Source organism: Thermoactinomyces sp. DSM 45892 (genome assembly GCF_900107305.1).
Lineage (GTDB): Bacteria > Bacillota > Bacilli > Thermoactinomycetales > Thermoactinomycetaceae > Baia.
On record NZ_FNPL01000007.1, the window covers coordinates 138,249 to 159,472 of the forward strand.

Sequence of the window (21,224 nt, forward strand, 5' to 3'; positions counted from 1 at the left end):
AGAGATCAATCAATGGACACACAAAACATCTTAACCAAGCTAAACGCAACCATTAAAGCTATAACGAGATCCGATATCAGTTCTAGTCTACTTACACCCCAAAAGGCACAACAATTTATTCGAGTAGTGGAAAATTCCACTCCGCTACTCAGATCAGCACGTCGCCTAGACATGAACTCCCATACTCGTGAAATCGATAGAGTGATGTTCGCAGGTCGTATCCTGAAAAAGACGGGCGGCGAACAGAAGGATATTAGCAATGAACAAAAGGTAGCCACTGCAGTAAATAAACTTACCTCGGAAGAGCTAGGTGGGTTTGTCGGTCTTACAGATCACACGCTGGAAGACAATATAGAGCGTGGGAAGTTTGAAGATACAGTGCTGCAATTATTGGGCGAGGCATCAGGTAGAGACCTAGAATACTTGTATCTCGCTGGAGACAAATCATCCCCCGATGAGCTTCTCAGCATCACGGATGGTTGGCTCAAAAAATCCGCAAATAAGGTAACAGGTGTCGCTACAGCTCCTAATGCCAGTCAGTTTGTGAATGCAGATGTGGAAAGCCTGCTGAGAAAAATGCTAGATGCTTGTCCGAAGAAGTACTTAACTGATTTAACGCAATGGCGTTTTTATGTAACATGGGACATGCTTGACGATTACCGTGAGAAGTTAGGGCTACGAGAAACCGCACTCGGCGACGCAGCCAAAACGGGAGCGATTGATCTATCTTATAAAGGGATCAAACTGGAGTATGTACCACAAATGCCTATGGGAAGCGCATTACTCGCACCACCAAGTAATTTAGTTTATGGACTCTATCGAGACATCAAAGTAGAGACAGATCGTGTGCCGAAAGCACGTAGAACGGACTTTGTCATTACCACACGTACGGATTGTCATTATGAAGATGAGAATGCGAGTGTCGTGGCGACAGGATATGCAGGACAGGAGGTAGTGGCAGGTGATCAAGGTAAAGGTAAATAATACACATCCCGACCAAGTCATTGAGAGACTAGGTTACTACTTTCAGCCGAAGCAAGCAGTAGAGATTTATATGGATCATCCCCGTCATCTGACTCTCTTACAAGCTTGTAAATTCCTAAATGTCGAGATTCTAAAGCAATATGATGTGAGCAACATGACAGTAGACGAAGTGTTGCAAGGGATACAAGAACAGAAGCTGACGATTGAAGAGGCTATAGAAGCGGAGCAGAGAACCAAGAATCGTAAGACACTCTTGGACAAGCTCACAGAACTAAAAGGTAAATCATAATGTATGGATCATCATTACTCGTGAGACAGCTGACAGGGGTTCAGCCTACTACGTTCAAAGTCAGTGATTCGGAACTAGATGCTATTTTAGTCACATGGTTAGTCCACATTTCAGCCGAAGTGGACCAGCGCTTAGGAGAGAGTGTTCAACCTAGCGATGCTCGTTGGCAGGGGATTGAATCGGTTGTAATTCGTACCGTATCCAAGTTAGTTGGTTATGCTGTTCAGAGTCGAACAAGCAAAGTGGTTCAAGTAGGCGAGTTTGCAGTCAAAATCCTCAATGCATCTGATGTTGTAAAGGATCTAGACTGGGAGCTTCGCCCCTATCAAAAAAGACAGCTCTCTTTGTTTCATTCGGGATCGGAGTGGAGAATCTAATGCCAGCCCACATACAAGAAGATCGTATCCGAGAGATTGCCCGAAAAGCATCCATGGCAGTCAAACAAGCAGTAGAATATACAGCCCTTGATGTATGGGGGAACATTAGAGAAAACTCTCCCGTTAGCCACGGCCGACTGGCTGGTTCGTGGCAGATGAATCGACTAAGCAGTTTAAGATACAAGGTGCAGACAGCAGTTGCCTATGCTCGATATACAAACGATGGGACAGGAATTTATGGTCCTCGGAGACAACCGATACGTCCTCGTAGTGGACAAGCTCTTGTCTTCCAAAGCCAAGGGAGAACAGTATTTGCTAGAAGTGTCCGTGGAATGAAAGGAAGAAAGTATATCGAGAAATCTATCGAACAGACTGAGCATCGGAAGGCGGAATTTGTAGAGATGGCTTTAGAGGAGGTAGGGCTTATATAGTGGGATATTCAATTGATGCGAGGAACCTAGCGGTAATCAGGAAAGAAATCAAAGAAACACTCCTTACCAGCCTACAGGAGGCGAGGTCGGGTTATCTATCCGATCTCGTCTCTATTGTTTATGGAGACAGAACGGACATCGGAAATATTGAAGATATGCCTTTATTATGGGTTCTTCCTTCTCCACATCAACCGGATCTAAAGGGTGGCCACATGGCTATTCACGACTTTACATTCACTTTTGTGGTCATGGTGTACGATACAGAGCCAGCGATAGGGAAAGATCGAGCAGAGGATTTAACAGCTCAGGTATATGATCTCATTTCATCTAATCGCACCTTGAATGGAAAAGTATTTGATGTCAGGCCACTCCATTATGATCCATCTTATGAAGCAATGGCTAACTCGAACGTGTACTGGGCAAGTTGTGAGTTTGCTTTTCGTATTCAAAGAAAAGAGTGAAGGGAGGTGTTTAAATGGCTATTGCACGTTATTTTGGCTTTGGGGAAGAGAAAGAATTTGGGGTCCCGGTTCCAGCTACCGAAATCATAGACCCTGAGTCAGCGGAATTAGACCCTGCTGGGGATCAGGTATTGATTTACGAAGGGGTTTCTCGTCTGGATCGGATTGTTGCACCGGGGATCTATCGATCTGAAGGAAGCTTATCCGTCCCATTCGACTTAAAGTCCTTCCCCTATTTCCTGAAGTGGGCACTAGGAGGCTACGAGGTGGTTGGAAAAGAGCCATCCTTTACACATCGTTTTTACCCAAAGCAATCCTCATTAATGGATTCCTTTACAGCGAGGGTTGGGAAAGATGTCTTTGAGCATCAGTTTTCTGGATGCGTTGTAAGTGCAGTGAACTTGGAACTAGACGCTAACTTTCTGATTGGATCGGTTGATATTATCGGTGGGAAAGATGAGAAGTCTACCTTGCAAACCAACCCTATATTTACATCAGGAGACATCTATAGCCCTAGTCAGGTGACAGCGACTATGAACGGGCTTGATGAGTCAGCCTATATTCAGTCGTTTTCGATTAAGATTGAGACGGGTGCGGACAATGAAAAAGGTGTAACCATTGGCTCTCGTTTCCCAAGAAGAGCATATCGAGGAGCGTTTCTAGTTGAGATGGAAATGAACCTCTCTTTCTTTTCAACAGTTCATTTAGAGCGATTTTGGGGGAATTCTACTGGGCCGACTCAAAATAAGCTACTAGAGTTTGAAACGAAGATTCATATAGGGGATCACATCGATCTGGTTATCCCAAGGGGTGTTTACACCTCTATGCAACAACCACTCTCAGGTCGTGACTCTATTGAACAAACCACCACATTACGAGCACTCGTTAAACCCGATGGAACTGGGCCTATCGAGTTTAGTATTACAAATGATAGGTCTACCTACTAACGTTGTTACACTTTTGTAGTAGGCAATATATTTGTTTGATACAAGTGAAATCATAAACCAATTGGAGGAACCAATAATGAATAAACTAACAACTGCATTACTAGCTGGCAAGAAATACCGAGATTTCTACGAGGTTCGAGTAGATGAAGAGATTTATCAAATTGAAATCCGTCCATTAACCCATATTGAAAAAGCAGAGGTTCAAGCAGTCGAAACAGCATCGATCAAAATGAATTCTAAGAACGTAGGTACATCAGGTCGGATGTCATCGCAGGAGATGGAAATGAATACCGCAGATGTGATTCGGGACTCTGCGAAAGCAGAACTGAAAGCAGTAGCTCTCGGAACAGTTGATCCAGAGTGGACGGAGGACATGATCGATCAACTTTGGAAGGCGGAGTGGATCGAAGGTGCGTACAATCGAATTTTAGAAATTTCAGGAGTAGCAAACAAAAAGAAGCAACAAGAATCTGCTTCAACACAAACGGAACCACAAGAGCAGTCCCCAAAAGATGACCAACAAGAATTGAATACGCAAACCGAACAAACAGAACAAGGTGAGCAAAACCTAAACTCCTTTCGCCAAGAGTAATGCGGCAAGGGAGTTTTACTTCTTCGTTCGTCATATCGGGATGAGACCGAGTGATTATGCGGACCTAACCCCCTTACAAAAGCAAGTCTTAGTCTTGAATTGGAACGAAGAGCAAAAGCAAGAAGAGTCTCGAATGAAGCGTCAAGCACGGACTCCTGTAGGGGGGCGATGATGGAATGGCAAAAGAGTCTGTGCAAATTATTGTTGACGGGGTAGACCATGCTTCTTCCGTGTTTGCGAAAGTAGCTCGTGAGGCAGATCGATCTTTTGGGAATGTAATTAAGATCGTGGATCAGCTGGATCGCAAAATAGAGCAGATACCTAATCCGGATATACACACAGAAGAGTCCGTTCGAGATTTACAAAAAGTGATCCGTGCAATCAGACAAGTAGAATCGAATGTGAAACAGTTGCAATCGACTGTGGATAGTGTGGATAACAATGTGGAGTTTCGGTTTCACGCTCAAACAGAGAAAGCTGAGAGTAAGGTTGAAGAACTGTCTCGAAAAGTGAAAGAAGCATCCAGAGACCACTTCTTTTCCATTCATGCCAATGTGAGAAAAGCGATATCAGAAGTAAACAGACTGGGGCATAGCATTCGGGAAGTAGGAAGGAGAGGCAGAGAAGTAGGCGAGGGAATGGTGGACTTCGCGGACAATACAACGCAAGGTCTTACTGCTCCCATAGGTCTTATATCTGCACTTGCATTCAAAGCATCGGCCGATAGTTCTCATATGATGGCGATTCTAACAGCGAAATTAGGAGGCGTTCGAGGTCAGATCGAACAGGTGGCTCCTATCGCAAAGAGAGTGTTCCGAGATGGACTCGGCAAAGACGTGGAAGAAGTGGCGATTGTAGCAGGTCATGCGAAAGAGAAGTTTCAGAAGCTAAACGAGACACGATTGCAAGATGCTGTCTATCAAGCTCTTGCATTATCGAAGGCACTCGGAATCGATGCCGTTCAATCCATCGATCAAGCAAAGGAGATCATGGATAAGTTTAAGGTCACTAGCAATCAGGCTTTCGACTTAATCGCCGCAGGCTACACGACAGCAGACCTGAGTGGGAAGAACTTAAATAGTCGCCTTCTCGAAACAAAAGGCAGAGCAGAAGAAGTAGCAAAGGCGATTCAAAGTTCGCCTTGGGTACAACTTGCCTCCGATTGGCGAAAGTTACAGGAATCCCTAGAACCATTAGGACGTGTTCTGGTTGATCTATCTCAAAAGTATCTACCTGCTGTGATTGAGAAGGTTCAATCCTTCTCCGAGTGGTTTAGTAAGCTGAACGATAAACAGCAACTCTTCCTGATAGGTGCTATGGGGATACTAGCTGTTCTGCCTCTGGTTGTCATGGTGTTTGGTTCCTTAGTGATGGTAGTGTCAGCTGTAGCAGAAGTGTTTGCATTCTTTGCAACTACAGCAGGACTCGTTGTAGTGGGAGTCGGAGCCATCGCCGCAGGGCTGGTTTGGATGTATAAACAATTTGAGTGGTTCAAACAAGCCATTGACGGTATATGGTCAGCTACGGTAGAAATGTTCTCAACATCAGCTTCCACGTTTTCGTCGTACCTAGAGCCGATCCAAGCAAGCCTTGCACGTCTATGGAAAGCATCACAACCCATTATTGAGCTGTTCGGTGATGCTCTGGTTACAGCCCTAATAGCGATTCTGCCCGTTCTAAATGGGCTGTTTAGCGCACTCGGGCCATTAATTGATCTTATCATCAATGCACTATCAGCCGCCGCTAATATGATCTCAGGATTGGTTCTTTTACTCACAGGTGATTTTGATGGAGCCATGAAACACTTTGGAAATGCCCTGCAAGATGTAAGCAGAGTAGCAGAAAACGTCTGCTTAGTCATTGTGGAACTCTTCTCTGGAATGTGGGAGGGGACTGTAGCCATCCTTCAAAGTTTTGGAGTAGATGTGAATGGTTTCTTCACTTCTATTGCACAGGGGATTATGGATGCATGGAGCGGATTCAGCGAGTGGTGGTCCAATTTGTGGCAATCCGTCTCTGAGACCGTAACCCAGTTCTTTTCCAACCTATGGGCAGTGATTTCTCCATACATGATGCCTGTTATCACTTTCATCCAAGAAGCATGGACAGCACTAGTCACCTTCTTCTCGATCCTATTTAGTGGGACGCTCCCTGCATTATTTCAAGTGGGATGGAATCTAGTATCGTCCGTTATCAGCCCCATTGTGACCACGATTGTAAGCTGGATTCGGACAAGCTGGTCTATATTAGTAGGTTTTCTAAACTCCATTTGGATTTCTTTGGTATCGGTAGCTTCGAGCGTCTGGTCAGGTGTATCTTCTGCCATCCGTGTCGCAATATCTCCTATCGTGGGGTGGCTGTCGTCCATATGGAACAGTACTCGTTCCACTGCATCAAGTATATGGAGTTCAATCAGGTCTTTAGCCTCTTCTATTTGGTCAGGGACAGTATCAGGAATCCGATCCGTTGTTTCGCCTATAGTTGGCTGGTTATCCTCCACGTGGAATAGCATCCTCTCTACCGCTTCAAGTGTGTGGAATGGGGTGAAGACAGCGATTATTAACCCGATCCAAGGGGCCTATGATCGAGTGAAGTCCATCGTAAGCAGTATTGTAAGTGCTTTTGCAAGCATGAGGATTACCATACCGAAACCGAAACTACCTCATATCTCGGTACGAAAGGCTACTGCCAATATTGGAGGAGTCTCAGTACCGTATCCAGACTTTAATATTAGCTGGTATGCCAAAGGTGGACTGTTTGATGGAGCTAGTGTGATCGGGGTTGGTGAAGCTGGCCCGGAAGCAGTCGTTCCCCTCTCAGGACATCGAATGAAACCCTTTGCCGATACCATTGCCAAACAGATGCCAGAGAGATCTACAGGACAGAGTGACATCATTATCAACATCGAGCAATTAGTAGTCCGAGAAGAAATAGATATTTCCAAGATAGCCAAGTTACTCCGAGAAGAAATAGAACGACAAGAAACCATTCAGAAACGTGCAGGAGGGATGTCATTTGGCTATTCGATTTAACAAACAAGACCTTCCTTCTTATGTAATAGTCAAAGATCTTCATCTTCCGATCCTGACAGGTGTGAAGCAGACAACATCTAACATCAAAGGCCGTGCTGGTTCATGGGACTTTGGAAATGAGCTAGAGGACCGGGTTATTTCAGTGGATATTACGATTGAAGCAGATAGCTTGTCTGATCTGCTTCAGAAAGTGAGAGATTTCGGAGAGTGGCTCTATTACACAGAAGCAAAATCACTTCAACTTCTAGACGATCCAGATGTCTATTATCTTGCCAAATTAACAGGAGATACCGATTTAAACCTATTGCTGAGTATAGGTCAATGTCGGATCTCCTTTTTATGTACAGACCCATATGCCTATGGAAAAAAGAAAGAAGTCCTTTTTCAATCGGGATCTGTGGAGGTTGAGAATCAAGGTGGAGTGGATACCCTGCCGTTGATTGAAATGGAGTTCACAGCTCCCACAACCGAATTTGCCGTCTTAAATGAAGCTCAGTCTCTATACTTTGGACAACCAGCCATAGATACCAAAGGTGAAAATGTTCCCACACAAAAACTTGTGATAGATGATGATGGGAGTTCCATTGCAAAGTGGACATCCGGTATTGCGATGGATGGTGGAACGGTTACAGGTAGTTTCGAGTCCAATGGGGAGGAGATACGGGTCGCTGATTATGGAAAAGGGGAAGGTTGGCATGGTCCAGCTAAAATTAAGGTGTTTCCCCAGCCTCTTCAGGATTTTTCTGTAGAAGCTCGTGTGGGATTTACAACACTCGCTATGGAGGGACATGAAGGACGTGTGGGAAGAATTGAAATTTACTTGCTAGATGTAAACAACAATCGGATAGGGAAAATGGCTCTCTGTAATTTTACGACCGCCATGAATAGGCCCACGATGGAGGCGAGAACTGGAACACTAGATGATGGGCACTATTTTGTGAATCAGGATTTAGAGGGACTCTTCCTTACACGTTTTTCTGGGAGAATCTCCATTTCTCGAATCGGACAAATGTGGAGTTTCAAGATGAATAGAGGTGGCTTCGTGACGGCACAAGTATGGTCTAACCAGTATTTTGATACTGAGTCCTTGCACCAGACTCCAATAGCAGGAATCCAAATTCACATCGGAGCCAGGGGAGAGAATGATCCGTATACGAATGCCTACTTTGACCTAGTTCGAGTGTTCGAAGAAAATGTAATCCAAGAAGAGACACCGAATGTATTCGAAAAGGGAGACCAACTTCAAATCGATTGTGCAAGTGGGGAAGTACTAAAGAATGGCTTTCCTTTCTATAGTTCATTGAAGCCATCAAGTCAGTTTCTTCGCTTAGAAAAAGGCAAGAATGTCATCACATGCTCTCCATCTGTGATTCAGAACGGTAAGGTGACATTTCAAGAGAGGTGGCTCTAATCAACGACTATCTCTATGTGTTAGATCCACATTATCAAGTTGTTGGACTTCTAAGTAATCAGTTAGAGAACGCCTGTCCCTATTACGATGATGAGCATGTTGAAAAGCTAAAGCATGGTTTTCTAACACTTGAATTTACTGTGCCAGCAAAGCATATTAAGTCCATTCTCCTACAGGAAAATGGGTTTATTTTATATCCAAACCTAGATTGGAAAATGGAGCTGTTTCAGATCAAAGAAATGATCGATACCAGCAAAGGAGATCTCTATTGTTTCTGCGAGAATGCGGCGGTTCCAGATTTGTTGTCTAATATTGTGCGCCCTGTTTCTCTACCCAGTCAAACGCTAGAGCAAGCAATGAACTATATCCTCCAAGGAACTGGATGGGAATTAGGCACGGTTGAGTACGTGGGTGTACAAGACTTCGTGTTTAAGGACTATCCAACATCGTTAGCAGCTCTCCACAAAATCATGGATCAATATGAAGCGGAGGTCGAGTTTCGAGCTGACTTTCAAGGGTTACGACTAAAACGAAAATATGTAAACGTCTATCGGAAAAGAGGACAGGTCACAGGGAAGATATTCTCTTATGGACGGGATCTAGTAGAGGTTAAGAGGACGAGGGATACGAAGGATTTGGTAACGGCCCTAATTGGTATCGGGAAGGATGAGGGTGATGGGAGTATCCTCACATTTCAAGACTATACTCCTCCAGATAATTTCAAGTATGAAAAGAATGAAGACTGGGTTGGGAGTATCGAATCTCTACAGCGTTGGAGGCGAAATGGCAAGCATATATTTGGAGTCTACAAAGATGAATCGGCTACGAATCCTGCTGAACTCTATCAGAACACAGTAAAGGAACTCGATAAAAGGAGTAGGCCGAAAGTAACCTATCAGATGAGTGTTCTCCTACTCGAAAGACTAATAGGGCAACAATGCCGATTAGGGGATGAAATTATTGTGAAGGATCACAGCTTTACTCCGGAGCTTGCGATCCGAGGCAGGGTCACCGAGAAGAAGAGTAGCAAGACGAGTGTTGATCCACAACAGAATCAAGTGATCTTAGGGGGCGTTTAATCCCGTGAGCAGATTGAATCGGAGAGGAGGTGATCCCATTGGATGAAGAAAAGCAAGGCATCTATATATCTGGAAAAGAAATGTATGAATCTATACAGGCTATTGGAAGTACGTCTCAACAAATTCTGACTCGTATAAGCGTGATGGAAGCTAAGTTAGAGGACTTTGGACAAACGGAAGAGCGGAGTCGTGAGGCGATTAGAAAGTCAGAAGAGGCATACGACATTGCTTCCAAAATAGAAAGCCAACAGGTGTGGCTCTGGAGGATTGTATCAGGCTCATTGGTTACAGGAGCGATTACGCTACTACTTTCTTTTATAAAAAAATCAATCTAGTGGAGGATAAATATGAAAAATAATCGTTGGAAAAATAGTGGAATGTGGATCAGCCTAACGGGGTTGGTCTTTTTATTTTTACAGACTATCGGGGTAGACATTACTCCAGTAAAACAAGGAGCCATTACCACAGTTGCAGATTCAATCGTAGGTTTACTTGTTGTGTTAGGGATATTGAATAACCCCACTACTCAGAATCAAGGATTCCTAGACGATAAAGATAACAAGGAGGCTATTAATCATGACTAAATTAATCTGTCTGGACGCTGGCCATGGCGGTAGAGATCCAGGGGCGGTAGGTTATGGGCTTCGAGAAGCAGACGTAGCTTTAAAACTAGTAGAGTTGGTGAATCACTATCTGGGTAGCTATGCTTGTGTTACTACTCTAACTCGAAACAAGAATACATCGGCAAGCTATCCATCCGGCAAAGAAGGGCTCCGTAAACGGATTGCATATGCAAATAACAAAGGTGCTGATTTCTACCTATCAATACATTGCAACGCAGGTCGGGGATCTGGATTTGAGTCTTATGTAGCTCAACCTGCACCGACTCGTACTAAGCGCATTCAGAAGGTCATTAATGATAGTGTGCTTGGGTTCTTAAAGGGCTACGGAGTCAAGGCTCATGGGAATCCGGAGAAAGTTGACATTCAAGCGGCACGGGGTAGAATCGCTGTTGTTAGGGATACGAAGATGTCTGCGGTCTTGCTGGAGTGTCTGTTTATCGATAATCCTACAGAGAACAAAATTTTGAAGGACAGCCAGTTCCTTGATGGGTTGGCTAAGGCAATTACGGTGGGGGTTGCTTTAGCTTTAGGATTGGATAAGAGATAGATGTATAGAGGGAGTATTGCTCACTTTAAGCCCGTGAGCGATACTCTTTTTTTATTTTTTCCAACGCAGTATAAAGCGTCTATTTTGAGCACCATTTTTGGTAATGTTATTGGAACGTCATCTGTGAGTTATGCACATGCTCTATCGGAGATGATGGTATGGACAGTTTATATTCTTAGTGATAGCGGTATTTGAACTATGATTAGGCTGACTCTTTTTATTAACCATTTAAACCAATAAATGGTTAATAAGTGCATCTGATTTTTTATATTTTAAGCAGACTACCAAAAATGGTATATTATAAATCTTAAAAAATTTATTTTTTATGTTGACAGTTTTTTCTCCTGTATTATACTAGTCGTATATTTCGGTTTAATCAGATGTTTCATTTAAACAAAAATAGTTAGATTTTTATAACTAGTGAATCAGGTTTCATTTGTTTAGGTGAAGTCTTGTTAAGCGAAATTAATATATAGGAACAAGGGAGTGTAGTATTATGAAAAAATTAGTTTCTAGTTTAGTCGCTGTTTCAGTATTAGCAGTAGGAGCAGTACCAGCTTTTGCTTCGGCGGATACACCTATAAATCAGGCTCAGGTGAATAGTGTGGGGCAAATCTCTGAAGCTCTTAAGAGCAAAGTTGAACCGTATGTGAAGATTGAGAACAAGCAATTCAAACTGGTCAATGAAGATAAGCTCAAAAAGAAAATTTCTAGCAACGAACTTGTGGCTGTCAAGCAATCTATTCAACAAGCAAACGAAGCAGTTAAGGGAAATGCTGTTGTTAGAGTAAACGGTAATTCTCTTATTGTAACTGTAGCTCCTAGCGGTATGATGACGCTTGCAAAAGAAGGAAAAAATGATGTTTCGGTACATTGGTGGGGATGGGAGCTTTGGGTTAGTCAATCGCTAATGCAAAAGTTAGTAACTGTAGGTATAGGCGGTGTAGCTGGGGGTTGGGGATGGGCTGTTAATGCGCTAGGTAAAGCAGTCGCCGTAGGTGTAATTGCGGATGCAATTAAAGAGTTTGGTAAAGATTATATCCCAGCTATCTATGCCAAAGGTTACTGGCTCAGTGTTAAAGAAATGGTTATCAAACGTCAATAGGGTGCCTGTGGTAATAGCTTTGAGATAGGATGGTTTAATTGAAACGTAAATACTTTATTCTAATTACGGCTTTACTTTGCATGGGATATTCAGCGTTGATTGAGTTTGATGTTATTACATTTTCGAATTCTTGGATCAAGAGACTTGTTTCTTTTTTGGGTTTCCTAACAATTATTTCTGTGATGAGATATTTAGGTAGGAAATGGAATAAAGAGGAGTAAGATGTTTTAATCAACATTACGGTTGTATTGTGTATGTCATATCAGGCACTATTCTCGTTCAATGTGATCAATATTTCAGATCCAGTACTGGAGTTCTGTATAAATCTTTTAGGTATAGAAGCAATCGTTGGCTAGAATTATCTAAGAGGAAATAAAGATGAGAAGTAAATAGTGATACAAGGGGGTTACATAAACACTCCCCTTGTAACTATCTAATACCGTTTTAGCTAGGGGGATTTAGTTGAAACGGAAAAGATATCTAGTCTTTGGAATTTTAGTAGCTGTGTTGTTTGATATAGTAATCGAATGGGAATTCGTTGTTTTCCCTCATCCTTGGATCAAACGCCTTGTCTCTTTGATAGGTTTAATAGTGATTGTTGCCACAACAAATTACCTTGCGAATAAAAATAAACAATAAAAGGGGTTTTTAATATGAACAAAAGAATGTTGGGAGCCCTATTAGGCTTTGGTGCATTGGCCTTTGTATTTTCTTTTAGTGGTGGTGGGATTTTGAGTCTTGCCGACACATTTGGAATAAGTCTTTCCAAGGCTAGCACGATCTTATCTTATATTGAGGTAGCCGCAACTTGGCCGACGATTACTGCTATTATAGCTGGAATTGTGGGCGCTGGATGGGGAGCGGCAGCAGTAGCGGCCTGTGTTGCAATGGCGAAAAAACAACTTGCCAAATATGGTAGACATGCTGCTTTGACCTATTAATTTCCGTTTATTAGGGTTATCGAGTACAGCTCGATAACCCTAATTTAGAATGAATACAGGGGGTTTACTTAATGGGAAGTTTGCATATGAACCAAAAAATTCCTGCGGAATTCAAGTTGATAGACATATTATTTAATCCAACAAATTTCTTTTCAAACCTAAAAGACAAACCGAGACTGTTTATGTCATTTCTTTTTGTGACTTTTGCATTTATGTTAATGTCCTTTATTCTTACACCATATATGTTAGATACATTTAAGGATCAACTTCCAAGCATAGACTTTCAGTCGGGTGACATGAAGAATTTCTTTTATATCGTGACATTTTTATTTGTATTATTTCAGACTGTCATTTCCTTATGTGTTGGCGTGCTTATTACACATGGCTTATCCATCCTGATGAACGGGACGGGAAAGATGAGTGCTGTGGCTTCTGTATACTTCTATTCTCAAATTCCTATGGCTATAAAAGCACTTATCATAGCGATTGTAAGTTTGGTTATGGGAGAGCGATTCCAGACATTGTTTGACGCTATATTTGTGAAATATAAACTATATACAACGCTGTGTGACCCATTTTTCGTATGGAGTAGCTTTTTACTTTATGTTGGAATCAGACAAGCACATCGTATACCGTGGTGGAAATCTTTAATTATTGTTTTGATACTCGCTACTGGGAAGTTGATGTTTGTGTAGGAGAGATGAGCTGTGGTTACAAGTCGTTATATCAAAATTTTCTTTTTAATATTTCGTACTGACTTAAAGCGTCTATATAATCGCTTCTATTGGGTACTTAACAGATATTCTCATAACCATGAGCTTAACTCCATTACTAAGAGAAGATTGAATGTGTGTCTAATTGGTATAGGAGTGGCAGTTATATCTACTATTACGAGCATGATTTATTTCCCTATGAAAGCATTTTTGACAGAAGGGATCTCCTCAGACCTTTTGAGTTGGATTCGTTTTGTACTTCTTATCCATATTTTACTGGGTTTTATTGGATGTATAACAAGATATGAGCGTGCGATTCAACCAGAGGATTATGAAATCATCAGTGGTAGCCCAGTGCCTGCGTTTCTTTTTGTAGTAAATCGCTTTGTATCACAGGGTCTACTCAGCTTACTCGGGTTGTTATTGTTTCTAATTTTACCACTTTGTATTACCTCTGTTCTTGCAAGTGAGGTGGGTTGGTTTTCCCTCATTGTTTTTCCAATACTGGGCATGCTGTACATCTTATTTTATTCATCAATTAGTGGAGTAGCTGGTTATATAGGTTACCGTATCATGCATCGTTGGAAATGGACACAGATCAGTATTTTTTCTAACTCCGTCTTTTTTACTATTCTTGGGTTCCTAGCAAGCTTTCCCTTGGTATCTTGGTTTCTAGATCGTACATCGATGGGCGAAGCAAGAGTTGTTTACCTGATCAGAGGAATTGCAGAAAGTAACTGGGTTCCTACTAACTGGTTTATAGAAGCGATCCGTACTTTTATCGCAGGCAAACCTTTCTTTCTAATGATGCTTGTTCAATGCATAGTGGTGTCGTTTATTACATTTTTTATATTTTGTAGGCTAAACCGATTTATTTCCGTTAATCCAATGCTTCAGATTAAAAGGATGAAGGGAGGAAATAGATACCATTATTTCCATCGGTTCTATCTTCGTTTACTAAGTTTTCTACCAAATGAGTATCGATTTATACTTGACAAAGATATCAAAAGTTTAACTCGTATTAGTGAAATGTTTCGATATCGGATTATAAAAATCTTATACCTATTTTCTTTAACATCAGGATTATTCATCGGGCTAGGGATGAATGGAGCCCGAAATTTTGTAAGTGATACAGGGCTACTCATCACTTTTGTTATTTTATCAAGTATATTAAGTTCTTTAATAGGTACTAGTTTACTAGGAGTTACTTCGATTGACTCGGAAAGCTCGAATATCAATCTGTTCTTGCAAAGAGGTTTTGATCCCAAGAAATTGATTATTTCCAAGGTCTTATTGCAAGTGATAGTTCTCCTGTTTTCCAGCACCATCTTTTTATTAGTCCTTTCCCTAGCTCTTTCCCTTCCTATATATGCCATAGCTATTGGCTTAAGTATAAATACGATTGTATCGATTGTTTATGGATCTACTCAGGTCCAAGTAACAGCTGTTTACCCCAGATTTGACTGGGAACATTATTCAGAGATTGGTAGATCATCCCGTTCGGTCACGTTAGAAAATATACTAACAGGTGTCTATTTTGTTTTCATTTTGCAAGGAATTGGTGTGTTTGCAACTCTACATCATTTTAACCATATCTCTGTTTTTATGATGTTCTCAGGGTCTATAATATGGTGTCTATTAATCGGAGTATTACTACTAGGTTATATGTATATTTTCCTTGAAAGGAAAGGGACGAGGCATTGGGAGGGATATCGATGAATTTACTTACTGTCAATCAAATTGATAAGTCATATGAAGAATATAGAGTATTAGATGGAATGTCACTCTCCATTCAAGAAGGAGAAATATATGGATTGCTAGGGCCAAATGGAGCCGGAAAGTCAACTCTGCTCAAAATTATCTCAGGCTTATTAAGTTTTGATAGGGGAGATATTAAGATTGGAGCGTTTTCTCTATTAGATCAACCGCTTGAGTATAAAAAATTAATCGGATATGTACCTGATCATCCATTCTTATACAACTATTTAACCGCTAGAGAATATCTAGATTTTATTTCAGGGCTATGGGGAATCAATGAGAAAGGTTTAATTGAAGGGGTTTTGTCCACTGTCAGATTAGCAGAGAGGGGAGACACTCTCATCACTACTTATTCTCATGGGATGAAACAAAAACTTTCTCTAGCAGCTGCTTTATTGACGAAGCCACGTATTTTAATATTGGACGAACCGTTAACAGGGTTTGATCCGCCAAGTGCAAAATTCATGAAAGATTTCCTGAGGGAATATGTGAAGGCGAGGAACTCAGTTCTTGTAACTACACATATTTTAGAAGTAGCTCAGCATTTCTGTGATCGTGTGGGTATCATAGGAGAGGGTAAATTAGTTCAGGAACTCGACCAATTAGGGGCATTCGATAGCTTTGAGGACTTGGTTATTTCGGTAATGGAGGAGTCAGCATGAAAGCGTTTCTTCTTCGAAACCGTACAGTAATTATTATTTCAGGTGTCCTTTACCTGGTCAGCTTTTTGATTGGTCTATTTTACCCTGATGTGATACCTGTATTACAAGAGGATCATCGACCATTAGGTTTCTTAAAATTAGTCCAATATAATATTAGTGCTATTTGCATGATTTCGTTGGGATTTTTCACACTAGGAATTCTTTCAAGTATTCTACTGGCCGTAAATGGACTGATATTTGGTTTTGCAATATCGTCCGCTTTGTCTAAAGGCATTTCTGTGTGGGATATATGTTTATCATCCATTCCGCACGGAATTTTTGAGATACCGTCCTTATTATTAGCTGGAGCTATTGGATTCAAAAGTGCGGAATGGATTATTACGAAAGTATTTACATATCCAAAAAGTAAAGTTGGTTCTGATTGTCTTGTATTATTCGGAGGGGCGATTCTTCTTATGCTAATTGCTGGCCTGATAGAGGGCTTTCTAACGCCAAGACTATGAATCGGGTGGGGTGTGAGGAGTTCAAAAAATAGAGTGCTGTGGAAAATGCTATTTGATTTTTTCTAACGTAGTATAAAGAGTTGAATAATAACTAACCAAGGGCTAACGTTTAAAAACGTTAGCCCTTGGTTAGTTGCTATAGCCTAAGACTAAGTCTTTAGGACCCTTCCAAATCTATCATTGGTGATAGTGCAGTCTTAACTGTACTGCTGGCAGGAGTTATTGGTGTACTAACTATAATGAAAGATAAAGCAGAAATACCTGCAATTACACTAAAAGACAAAGTTACAAAAAACCTTAACGATTTCTTCACAGTGTCAATCTCCTTTCAAAATCGCAGAATTCTGTAATTTAAAAGCTTGACCTGCACAATATTGAAATTGCTCTAGATCGACATTCTCCCAACACTTAGCTAGTTGAGTCCATGCTTGTATTTCGAGTTCCTTGTAATGGTGTCTACGAGCAATTACCTGTGCATGCTCATAGTATCGAATGGCTTTAACATGATTACTGCTCATGCCATTCTCAATATCACCAGATAGTATTAGGGAAGCAAATAAGTTAGGTGCATCATTTTGTACCATTGCCAGCTCTCTAGCTGTGGTAGCAAATGGTTCAGCTTTATCCCACATTTTCTCTTTTAGATATAATGAGCCTAGACGCAGGTTGGCAGAAATTATGGAACTAGTCTCGATCATGTTGTGTTCAAATTCGAGTGCTTTTTTAAAACGAATTTCTGCCTCACTAAATTTACCTAGTGATGCGAGACAGTCACCTATCCAGAGCCAAAACTCCATGAACATAGTAAACGAATGACTAAATCCAGCTAACTCTAGCCCCTTTTCTGCATATAGCATGGCTTCTTCAGTATTTCCATGTTTTTTTGCATATTCTGCTTTTAACCAATAGTATTTCATAGTGGTATTGGGGTTTTTGATAAGATCTAGAGATGACTCTAACTGATTTAAAGCTAAAGTACCTTCTGCATAGAGGTTCAATTTGCTACAAAGTATGGCTTTATTTAATAGTAAGGTATAAAAATTATGTTGTCTATCACCTCCAGAAACAAAAGAACAAATCCCTTTGTTTGTGAGATCCAGTGCTTCGGCTAAATCATTATTATGGTGTTTGCTGTAAGCGAGTTCTAGATAACATGCAGCTTCAATATTATCGTCCTTGATAGCATCAACTAACAAATCAATGGCATGGCGAAAAAAATATTCAGCTCGATCCCATTGTCTCTTGTCTTTCATACATCTTCCGTTCAAATAATAATACTTAGGGGCAAGATAGTGAAAATCATATATTTCGATTTGCTCTAGTTCATGTAATGCCTTGTCTGTCTGACCAAGTTTTAAAAATGCTTCTGTTGATTGTAGTTGAAAGTCAATTAGATAGGTGCTAGCCCATTCGCCTTCAAGGAAGGTGGGGATGTCTTCTGCTGGTACACCAAGCTTATCAAAAAGGTGGACTGCTGTTTCCGATTTATGATTCCCTTTACTACGCTCTAAATTACTGATAGTAGATGTTGATGCTTGCAGATCTCCTATATCAACTAATCGCAATCCCTTTTCGTTTCGTAACTTGCGGATTAGCATCCCGATTTCTTTTAGATTAGATTGTATAAGCTTATCTAACTTAGGATCTATTCTATATATCTTCAAGACAAGAGCTCCTCTTCAAATTGAATTTTTAAAATAATATATAAATATTATAAAATACAACGCATAATAATTCAATAATTATGTATAAAAAAATTATAACACATCCAGCTTACATATTATTCTAGTGTTCAATTAATACATATTCGTCGTATTTTGCTGAAAGCATGGATATATAATAGTGTTTTAATTTCTGAAAATAAAATATTTACGATCTAAGATGTAATTTACAATGTTTGATTAAGGTTTTTCTCTAGATCGCACTATATTTTTTGTCGAACGCTTGTTGTGCCAATTATCTATAGAACTATAGACGATTAATTATTCTTTTTAGTATTATCTAACTAGATAGAAACTTGTGCTTTATTGTACATCAATTACCAAGAAGACGTTTATAAGGTGTTGATTGATGTTGATATAAGTGATTTTCAAATATAACTCAAAAATATTAAGTCCATAGGTTTCCTACAACTTATATTGTATAAAAGAATGCATTTTATGATTGAATATCCACTCAAATCGAAAGGAAATGATGACATGGTGGAATTAGAAGTGACAGGTTCTAAGTTAGATATTGAATTATTTTTGTACGAGCTATATCGCAGTTCTAGTGTGAGGATATTAGAGCAGAAGATTGGGATAAAGATTGAAGGGGATATAGTGAAGCATTGCGCAAAATGTATCATCCGTTACCTTCCAGTAAGAAGGATGAATCTACTTCAAATTATAGATATCTTTAGAGTGGTTAAGGAAGAAAGTGAAGATTATGAGTTTTGGAAGAAGCTAAAGGAAGCACATTTGTAAGCAAGATTAAGACCAAAAGAGACAGAAGGGGGTGTTAGGGATGTAAGCATCAGAATCTAACTATCTAACAAGTTTGGCATAGTCTTTTGATGTATTTAAATCATGAGAAGAACAGGAGCATAATTGTAATGAAAAAAATACTTTTATCAGCAATCTTGGCAACCTCAATAATAGGTGCAAGTTCACAAGTACTAGCATCGGAATCTAAAGCTTCTAATGTCCAACAGGATAAACTTGTTGAAATTGCTCAGTACAACTTAAAGCTTGACGGATCGAAAGCGAAAATAATTGCATATGCATTTCGTAATGGAGGAAAATACCTAGATGGAGTTCTAGAAAAGCTATCACCAAAAGCAGGAAAAGTTGTTAGAAGTAACTCAGATGAAATAGCGGACTTCTTTGAAAAGGCAGATTTACTAGGAGAAAAGGAAATTACTTCTTTCTTTATAAAACTTGGTCTTCCTTATGTAGATGCTTTGACTTTGGTTAAGCTTATCGGGCAAGTAGCATAACACTATACTTACAACTCTTTATATGGCGATAGCAGTATAAATCAGCACGCATATACTGACACTATAAGCCCCTGTGATAGCCATCTCTGATAGATCTGGCTATCACAGGGGCTTGCTTGTTCTTTCTATAGAGCGAATTCATAACTTGCCACATTTATATATCTACTTGACCATTTGCCCACAATGCCCACATTTTGACCACGCACTATTGTGAAATAAGGTTAACTGATGTTAACTCAGGTAAAGATTGAGTTTGATATTCCGCACTAGAATTAGCTTGTTTACATTATGGGAAGCTACCGAACACGTCCAAATCTACCCTGACACGGAAGAGGTCGCTAGTTCGATCCTAGTACTGCCCACCACGTGCAGTTTAACGATTTCAGTTATTAGCCCATCAAATGAGCGATAATGACCTTCTAATGGACTCTAAACAAGTTCGTTAGGAGGTCTTTTTATGTTAATCGAATCAATACAAAAAGAATTTCTGGCAGACAAAAAGTACGAAGGATTGAAACGAAATTCACTTGTAGCCTATGAAACTTTTTTTAAAAATTGGAATCAATGGTTACATAAACAAAACATTGAACATTTGGAGGACTTGAATCCTAGGTTATCCAAACAGTACTTAAGAGACTGTGTTGAGAAGGGAAATAACGCTGGAACTCATAACACAAAGCTTAAATTGTTGCGATCCTTTTCTAAATGGTTGGTAGAAGAAGGGATTGTTAAGGAAATGCTGACCCAAAATATAAAAGCCCAGAAGGAAGACCATAAGCCTAAAATTGTGTCGACAGATGATCTAAAGTTAGTTCTAAGTACTCTTAGGCGGAATAGGCGAAGAGATGATACGTTTACGTCTAGAAGGAATTACGCTCTAATTCTGTTCCTGACTGGTACAGGTCTAAGGATTAAAGAACTTGAACGCTTAACATGGGCAGATGTCGATTTTCAAGACAGTTTAATCCGAATCAATGAAAGCAAGTCGAGAAAACAGCAAAGTGTGCCATTATCAGAAGCTCTTGCCCGTGAAATACTAGATTGGAGATTGTTTCTAGAAAGAAAGTTTGAAAAAGTACCTTTGTCTCTTTTTGTTACAGAAAAAGGAGAACCCTTTTCTCGAAACGGTATACAAAATTTCTTTAAAAGACTGAAGAAGAAACTAGGGATAAAATCGGATTTTAGTCCTCACGCATTACGTGCCTACTTTATCAAGGAATTATTAAAAAATGGTAGTAACTTGAGAGAGGTGCAACTTCTTGCTAGACATTCTAAAATCACAGTCACACAGCTATATATCGGGTATTTTGCTCATGAGCTGAAAGACTCACTGGATACAAACAATCCTTTGAATGACCTGATTTGATTCACTTCTTTTAGAAAATACAGTAGGTGGCAAAATTTTGTATGATGTGTTACATAAGGCACACAGTTTGGGTATATAGTGTTGTAGAGAGTTTGGCTATGATAGCTAGGATCATCTTGGAGCAAGCAAAGACATAAAAAGAGAGTGATTATGGACGTAATCACTCTCTAACCTTACATGAATTATCGCATTATAACAATTGTGATCTATAATTACGCACCTCCTGTCTTTTTGAGGGAGGTATTTGTGTTTCAATTCAAGATATGTTTGCGGTATTATGAACATAGATGAATATTCTTGTTTCCCATGTACAAGAGAAGATTTTTATTTCTGGATAGGCTACAGTAAGTTAGACAGAAAAAATAAGGTCAGGTAAACTTGTTTCAACAGGAGAAACGAGGGAACGATTATGACCAGAAAACCAAG

The 21,224-nt window shown here is 40.2% G+C and carries 24 protein-coding genes and 1 tRNA gene; 24 read left to right on the plus strand and 1 reads right to left on the minus strand.

Annotation, left to right across the window (positions count from 1 at the left end; translation table 11 throughout):
- The first annotated feature begins 12 nt into the window (after positions 1-12).
- The 20 genes from BLU58_RS07505 (at position 13) to BLU58_RS07605 (ending at position 16,455) form a co-directional block, all read left to right on the plus strand.
- Entirely contained in the window at positions 13-984 is a 972-nt protein-coding gene (locus tag BLU58_RS07505; protein ID WP_093291602.1) for a phage major capsid protein, read from the plus strand.
- Positions 962-1,273 carry a hypothetical protein gene (locus BLU58_RS07510; protein WP_093291603.1) on the plus strand — a complete coding sequence of 104 codons (312 nt, stop codon included), beginning with the start codon at positions 962-964 and terminating at the stop codon, positions 1,271-1,273. Before BLU58_RS07505 ends, BLU58_RS07510 begins: the two co-directional genes overlap by 23 nt.
- Positions 1,273-1,650: a hypothetical protein gene (locus tag BLU58_RS07515; RefSeq protein ID WP_093291604.1), complete on the plus strand. Its 378-nt coding sequence runs from the start codon at positions 1,273-1,275 to the stop codon at positions 1,648-1,650. The genes BLU58_RS07510 and BLU58_RS07515 overlap by 1 nt, the downstream gene beginning before the upstream one ends.
- Positions 1,650-2,081: an HK97 gp10 family phage protein gene (locus BLU58_RS07520; protein ID WP_093291605.1), complete on the plus strand. Its 432-nt coding sequence runs from the start codon at positions 1,650-1,652 to the stop codon at positions 2,079-2,081. Before BLU58_RS07515 ends, BLU58_RS07520 begins: the two co-directional genes overlap by 1 nt.
- On the plus strand, positions 2,081-2,542 hold the full coding sequence (locus tag BLU58_RS07525) for a hypothetical protein (protein WP_093291606.1): 462 nt from the start codon (positions 2,081-2,083) through the stop codon (positions 2,540-2,542). Before BLU58_RS07520 ends, BLU58_RS07525 begins: the two co-directional genes overlap by 1 nt.
- A gap of 14 nt (positions 2,543-2,556) precedes the next feature.
- Entirely contained in the window at positions 2,557-3,489 is a 933-nt protein-coding gene (locus tag BLU58_RS07530) for a phage tail tube protein (RefSeq protein WP_093291607.1), read from the plus strand.
- A gap of 76 nt (positions 3,490-3,565) precedes the next feature.
- The gene (locus BLU58_RS07535; RefSeq protein WP_093291608.1) at positions 3,566-4,081 is read left to right on the plus strand and encodes a hypothetical protein; all 516 of its coding nucleotides are present in this window, start codon (positions 3,566-3,568) and stop codon (positions 4,079-4,081) included.
- 176 nt (positions 4,082-4,257) lie between these two features.
- Positions 4,258-7,113 (plus strand): phage tail tape measure protein, encoded by a 2,856-nt coding sequence (locus BLU58_RS07540; RefSeq protein WP_093291609.1) that lies wholly within the window; start codon positions 4,258-4,260, stop codon positions 7,111-7,113.
- The gene (locus BLU58_RS07545; RefSeq protein WP_176786552.1) at positions 7,097-8,524 is read left to right on the plus strand and encodes a distal tail protein Dit; all 1,428 of its coding nucleotides are present in this window, start codon (positions 7,097-7,099) and stop codon (positions 8,522-8,524) included. Before BLU58_RS07540 ends, BLU58_RS07545 begins: the two co-directional genes overlap by 17 nt.
- Entirely contained in the window at positions 8,515-9,603 is a 1,089-nt protein-coding gene (locus BLU58_RS07550) for a phage tail protein (protein ID WP_176786553.1), read from the plus strand. Before BLU58_RS07545 ends, BLU58_RS07550 begins: the two co-directional genes overlap by 10 nt.
- Before the next feature lie 38 nt (positions 9,604-9,641).
- Positions 9,642-9,938: a hypothetical protein gene (locus BLU58_RS07555; RefSeq protein WP_093291612.1), complete on the plus strand. Its 297-nt coding sequence runs from the start codon at positions 9,642-9,644 to the stop codon at positions 9,936-9,938.
- Positions 9,939-9,950: 12 nt separating this feature from the next.
- A complete protein-coding gene (locus BLU58_RS07560) occupies positions 9,951-10,187 on the plus strand; it encodes a phage holin (protein ID WP_093291613.1) in 237 nt (78 codons plus the stop codon).
- Complete coding sequence (locus tag BLU58_RS07565) at positions 10,180-10,773, plus strand: N-acetylmuramoyl-L-alanine amidase (RefSeq protein WP_093291614.1); 594 nt, start codon at positions 10,180-10,182, stop codon at positions 10,771-10,773. The genes BLU58_RS07560 and BLU58_RS07565 overlap by 8 nt, the downstream gene beginning before the upstream one ends.
- A gap of 496 nt (positions 10,774-11,269) precedes the next feature.
- Complete coding sequence (locus BLU58_RS07575; protein WP_093291616.1) at positions 11,270-11,878, plus strand: hypothetical protein; 609 nt, start codon at positions 11,270-11,272, stop codon at positions 11,876-11,878.
- A 462-nt stretch (positions 11,879-12,340) separates the two neighbouring features.
- A complete protein-coding gene (locus tag BLU58_RS16355) occupies positions 12,341-12,517 on the plus strand; it encodes a hypothetical protein (protein WP_176786554.1) in 177 nt (58 codons plus the stop codon).
- Positions 12,518-12,531: 14 nt separating this feature from the next.
- On the plus strand, positions 12,532-12,819 hold the full coding sequence (locus BLU58_RS07585) for a circular bacteriocin, circularin A/uberolysin family (RefSeq protein WP_093291618.1): 288 nt from the start codon (positions 12,532-12,534) through the stop codon (positions 12,817-12,819).
- An 86-nt stretch (positions 12,820-12,905) separates the two neighbouring features.
- On the plus strand, positions 12,906-13,514 hold the full coding sequence (locus BLU58_RS07590; protein WP_176786555.1) for a Yip1 family protein: 609 nt from the start codon (positions 12,906-12,908) through the stop codon (positions 13,512-13,514).
- A gap of 12 nt (positions 13,515-13,526) precedes the next feature.
- The gene (locus BLU58_RS07595; RefSeq protein WP_176786556.1) at positions 13,527-15,251 is read left to right on the plus strand and encodes a hypothetical protein; all 1,725 of its coding nucleotides are present in this window, start codon (positions 13,527-13,529) and stop codon (positions 15,249-15,251) included.
- The gene (locus BLU58_RS07600; RefSeq protein WP_093291621.1) at positions 15,248-15,952 is read left to right on the plus strand and encodes an ABC transporter ATP-binding protein; all 705 of its coding nucleotides are present in this window, start codon (positions 15,248-15,250) and stop codon (positions 15,950-15,952) included. The genes BLU58_RS07595 and BLU58_RS07600 overlap by 4 nt, the downstream gene beginning before the upstream one ends.
- Positions 15,949-16,455, plus strand: coding sequence for a stage II sporulation protein M (locus tag BLU58_RS07605; protein ID WP_093291622.1), 507 nt, complete (start codon positions 15,949-15,951; stop codon positions 16,453-16,455). Before BLU58_RS07600 ends, BLU58_RS07605 begins: the two co-directional genes overlap by 4 nt.
- A gap of 317 nt (positions 16,456-16,772) precedes the next feature.
- Here BLU58_RS07605 and BLU58_RS07610 read toward each other — a convergent pair whose 3' ends face one another.
- A complete protein-coding gene (locus tag BLU58_RS07610) occupies positions 16,773-18,119 on the minus strand; it encodes a helix-turn-helix domain-containing protein (RefSeq protein WP_093291623.1) in 1,347 nt (448 codons plus the stop codon).
- Positions 18,120-18,614: 495 nt separating this feature from the next.
- Between BLU58_RS07610 and BLU58_RS07615 the strand changes: the two genes are divergently transcribed.
- The 4 genes from BLU58_RS07615 to BLU58_RS07630 all read left to right on the plus strand — a co-directional run bounded on the left by BLU58_RS07615 (position 18,615) and on the right by BLU58_RS07630 (position 20,798).
- Positions 18,615-18,920, plus strand: a complete 306-nt coding sequence (locus tag BLU58_RS07615; RefSeq protein WP_093291624.1) for a hypothetical protein — start codon at positions 18,615-18,617, stop codon at positions 18,918-18,920.
- A gap of 128 nt (positions 18,921-19,048) precedes the next feature.
- Positions 19,049-19,432: a hypothetical protein gene (locus tag BLU58_RS07620; protein WP_093291625.1), complete on the plus strand. Its 384-nt coding sequence runs from the start codon at positions 19,049-19,051 to the stop codon at positions 19,430-19,432.
- 290 nt (positions 19,433-19,722) lie between these two features.
- Positions 19,723-19,797: transfer RNA gene (locus BLU58_RS07625), tRNA-Ser, on the plus strand.
- A gap of 92 nt (positions 19,798-19,889) precedes the next feature.
- Positions 19,890-20,798, plus strand: coding sequence for a tyrosine-type recombinase/integrase (locus tag BLU58_RS07630; RefSeq protein ID WP_093291626.1), 909 nt, complete (start codon positions 19,890-19,892; stop codon positions 20,796-20,798).
- The last annotated feature ends 426 nt before the right edge of the window (positions 20,799-21,224 follow it).

Coding starts and splice junctions, on each gene's coding strand:
- BLU58_RS07505 (WP_093291602.1), top strand. CDS start 13: ATGGACACACAAAACATCTTAACCAAGCTAAACGCAACCATTAAAGCT.
- BLU58_RS07515 (WP_093291604.1), top strand. CDS start 1,273: ATGTATGGATCATCATTACTCGTGAGACAGCTGACAGGGGTTCAGCCT.
- BLU58_RS07520 (WP_093291605.1), top strand. CDS start 1,650: ATGCCAGCCCACATACAAGAAGATCGTATCCGAGAGATTGCCCGAAAA.
- BLU58_RS07530 (WP_093291607.1), top strand. CDS start 2,557: ATGGCTATTGCACGTTATTTTGGCTTTGGGGAAGAGAAAGAATTTGGG.
- BLU58_RS07535 (WP_093291608.1), top strand. CDS start 3,566: ATGAATAAACTAACAACTGCATTACTAGCTGGCAAGAAATACCGAGAT.
- BLU58_RS07540 (WP_093291609.1), top strand. CDS start 4,258: ATGGCAAAAGAGTCTGTGCAAATTATTGTTGACGGGGTAGACCATGCT.
- BLU58_RS07560 (WP_093291613.1), top strand. CDS start 9,951: ATGAAAAATAATCGTTGGAAAAATAGTGGAATGTGGATCAGCCTAACG.
- BLU58_RS07565 (WP_093291614.1), top strand. CDS start 10,180: ATGACTAAATTAATCTGTCTGGACGCTGGCCATGGCGGTAGAGATCCA.
- BLU58_RS07575 (WP_093291616.1), top strand. CDS start 11,270: ATGAAAAAATTAGTTTCTAGTTTAGTCGCTGTTTCAGTATTAGCAGTA.
- BLU58_RS07585 (WP_093291618.1), top strand. CDS start 12,532: ATGAACAAAAGAATGTTGGGAGCCCTATTAGGCTTTGGTGCATTGGCC.
- BLU58_RS07590 (WP_176786555.1), top strand. CDS start 12,906: ATGAACCAAAAAATTCCTGCGGAATTCAAGTTGATAGACATATTATTT.
- BLU58_RS07600 (WP_093291621.1), top strand. CDS start 15,248: ATGAATTTACTTACTGTCAATCAAATTGATAAGTCATATGAAGAATAT.
- BLU58_RS07605 (WP_093291622.1), top strand. CDS start 15,949: ATGAAAGCGTTTCTTCTTCGAAACCGTACAGTAATTATTATTTCAGGT.
- BLU58_RS07615 (WP_093291624.1), top strand. CDS start 18,615: ATGATTGAATATCCACTCAAATCGAAAGGAAATGATGACATGGTGGAA.
- BLU58_RS07620 (WP_093291625.1), top strand. CDS start 19,049: ATGAAAAAAATACTTTTATCAGCAATCTTGGCAACCTCAATAATAGGT.
- BLU58_RS07630 (WP_093291626.1), top strand. CDS start 19,890: ATGTTAATCGAATCAATACAAAAAGAATTTCTGGCAGACAAAAAGTAC.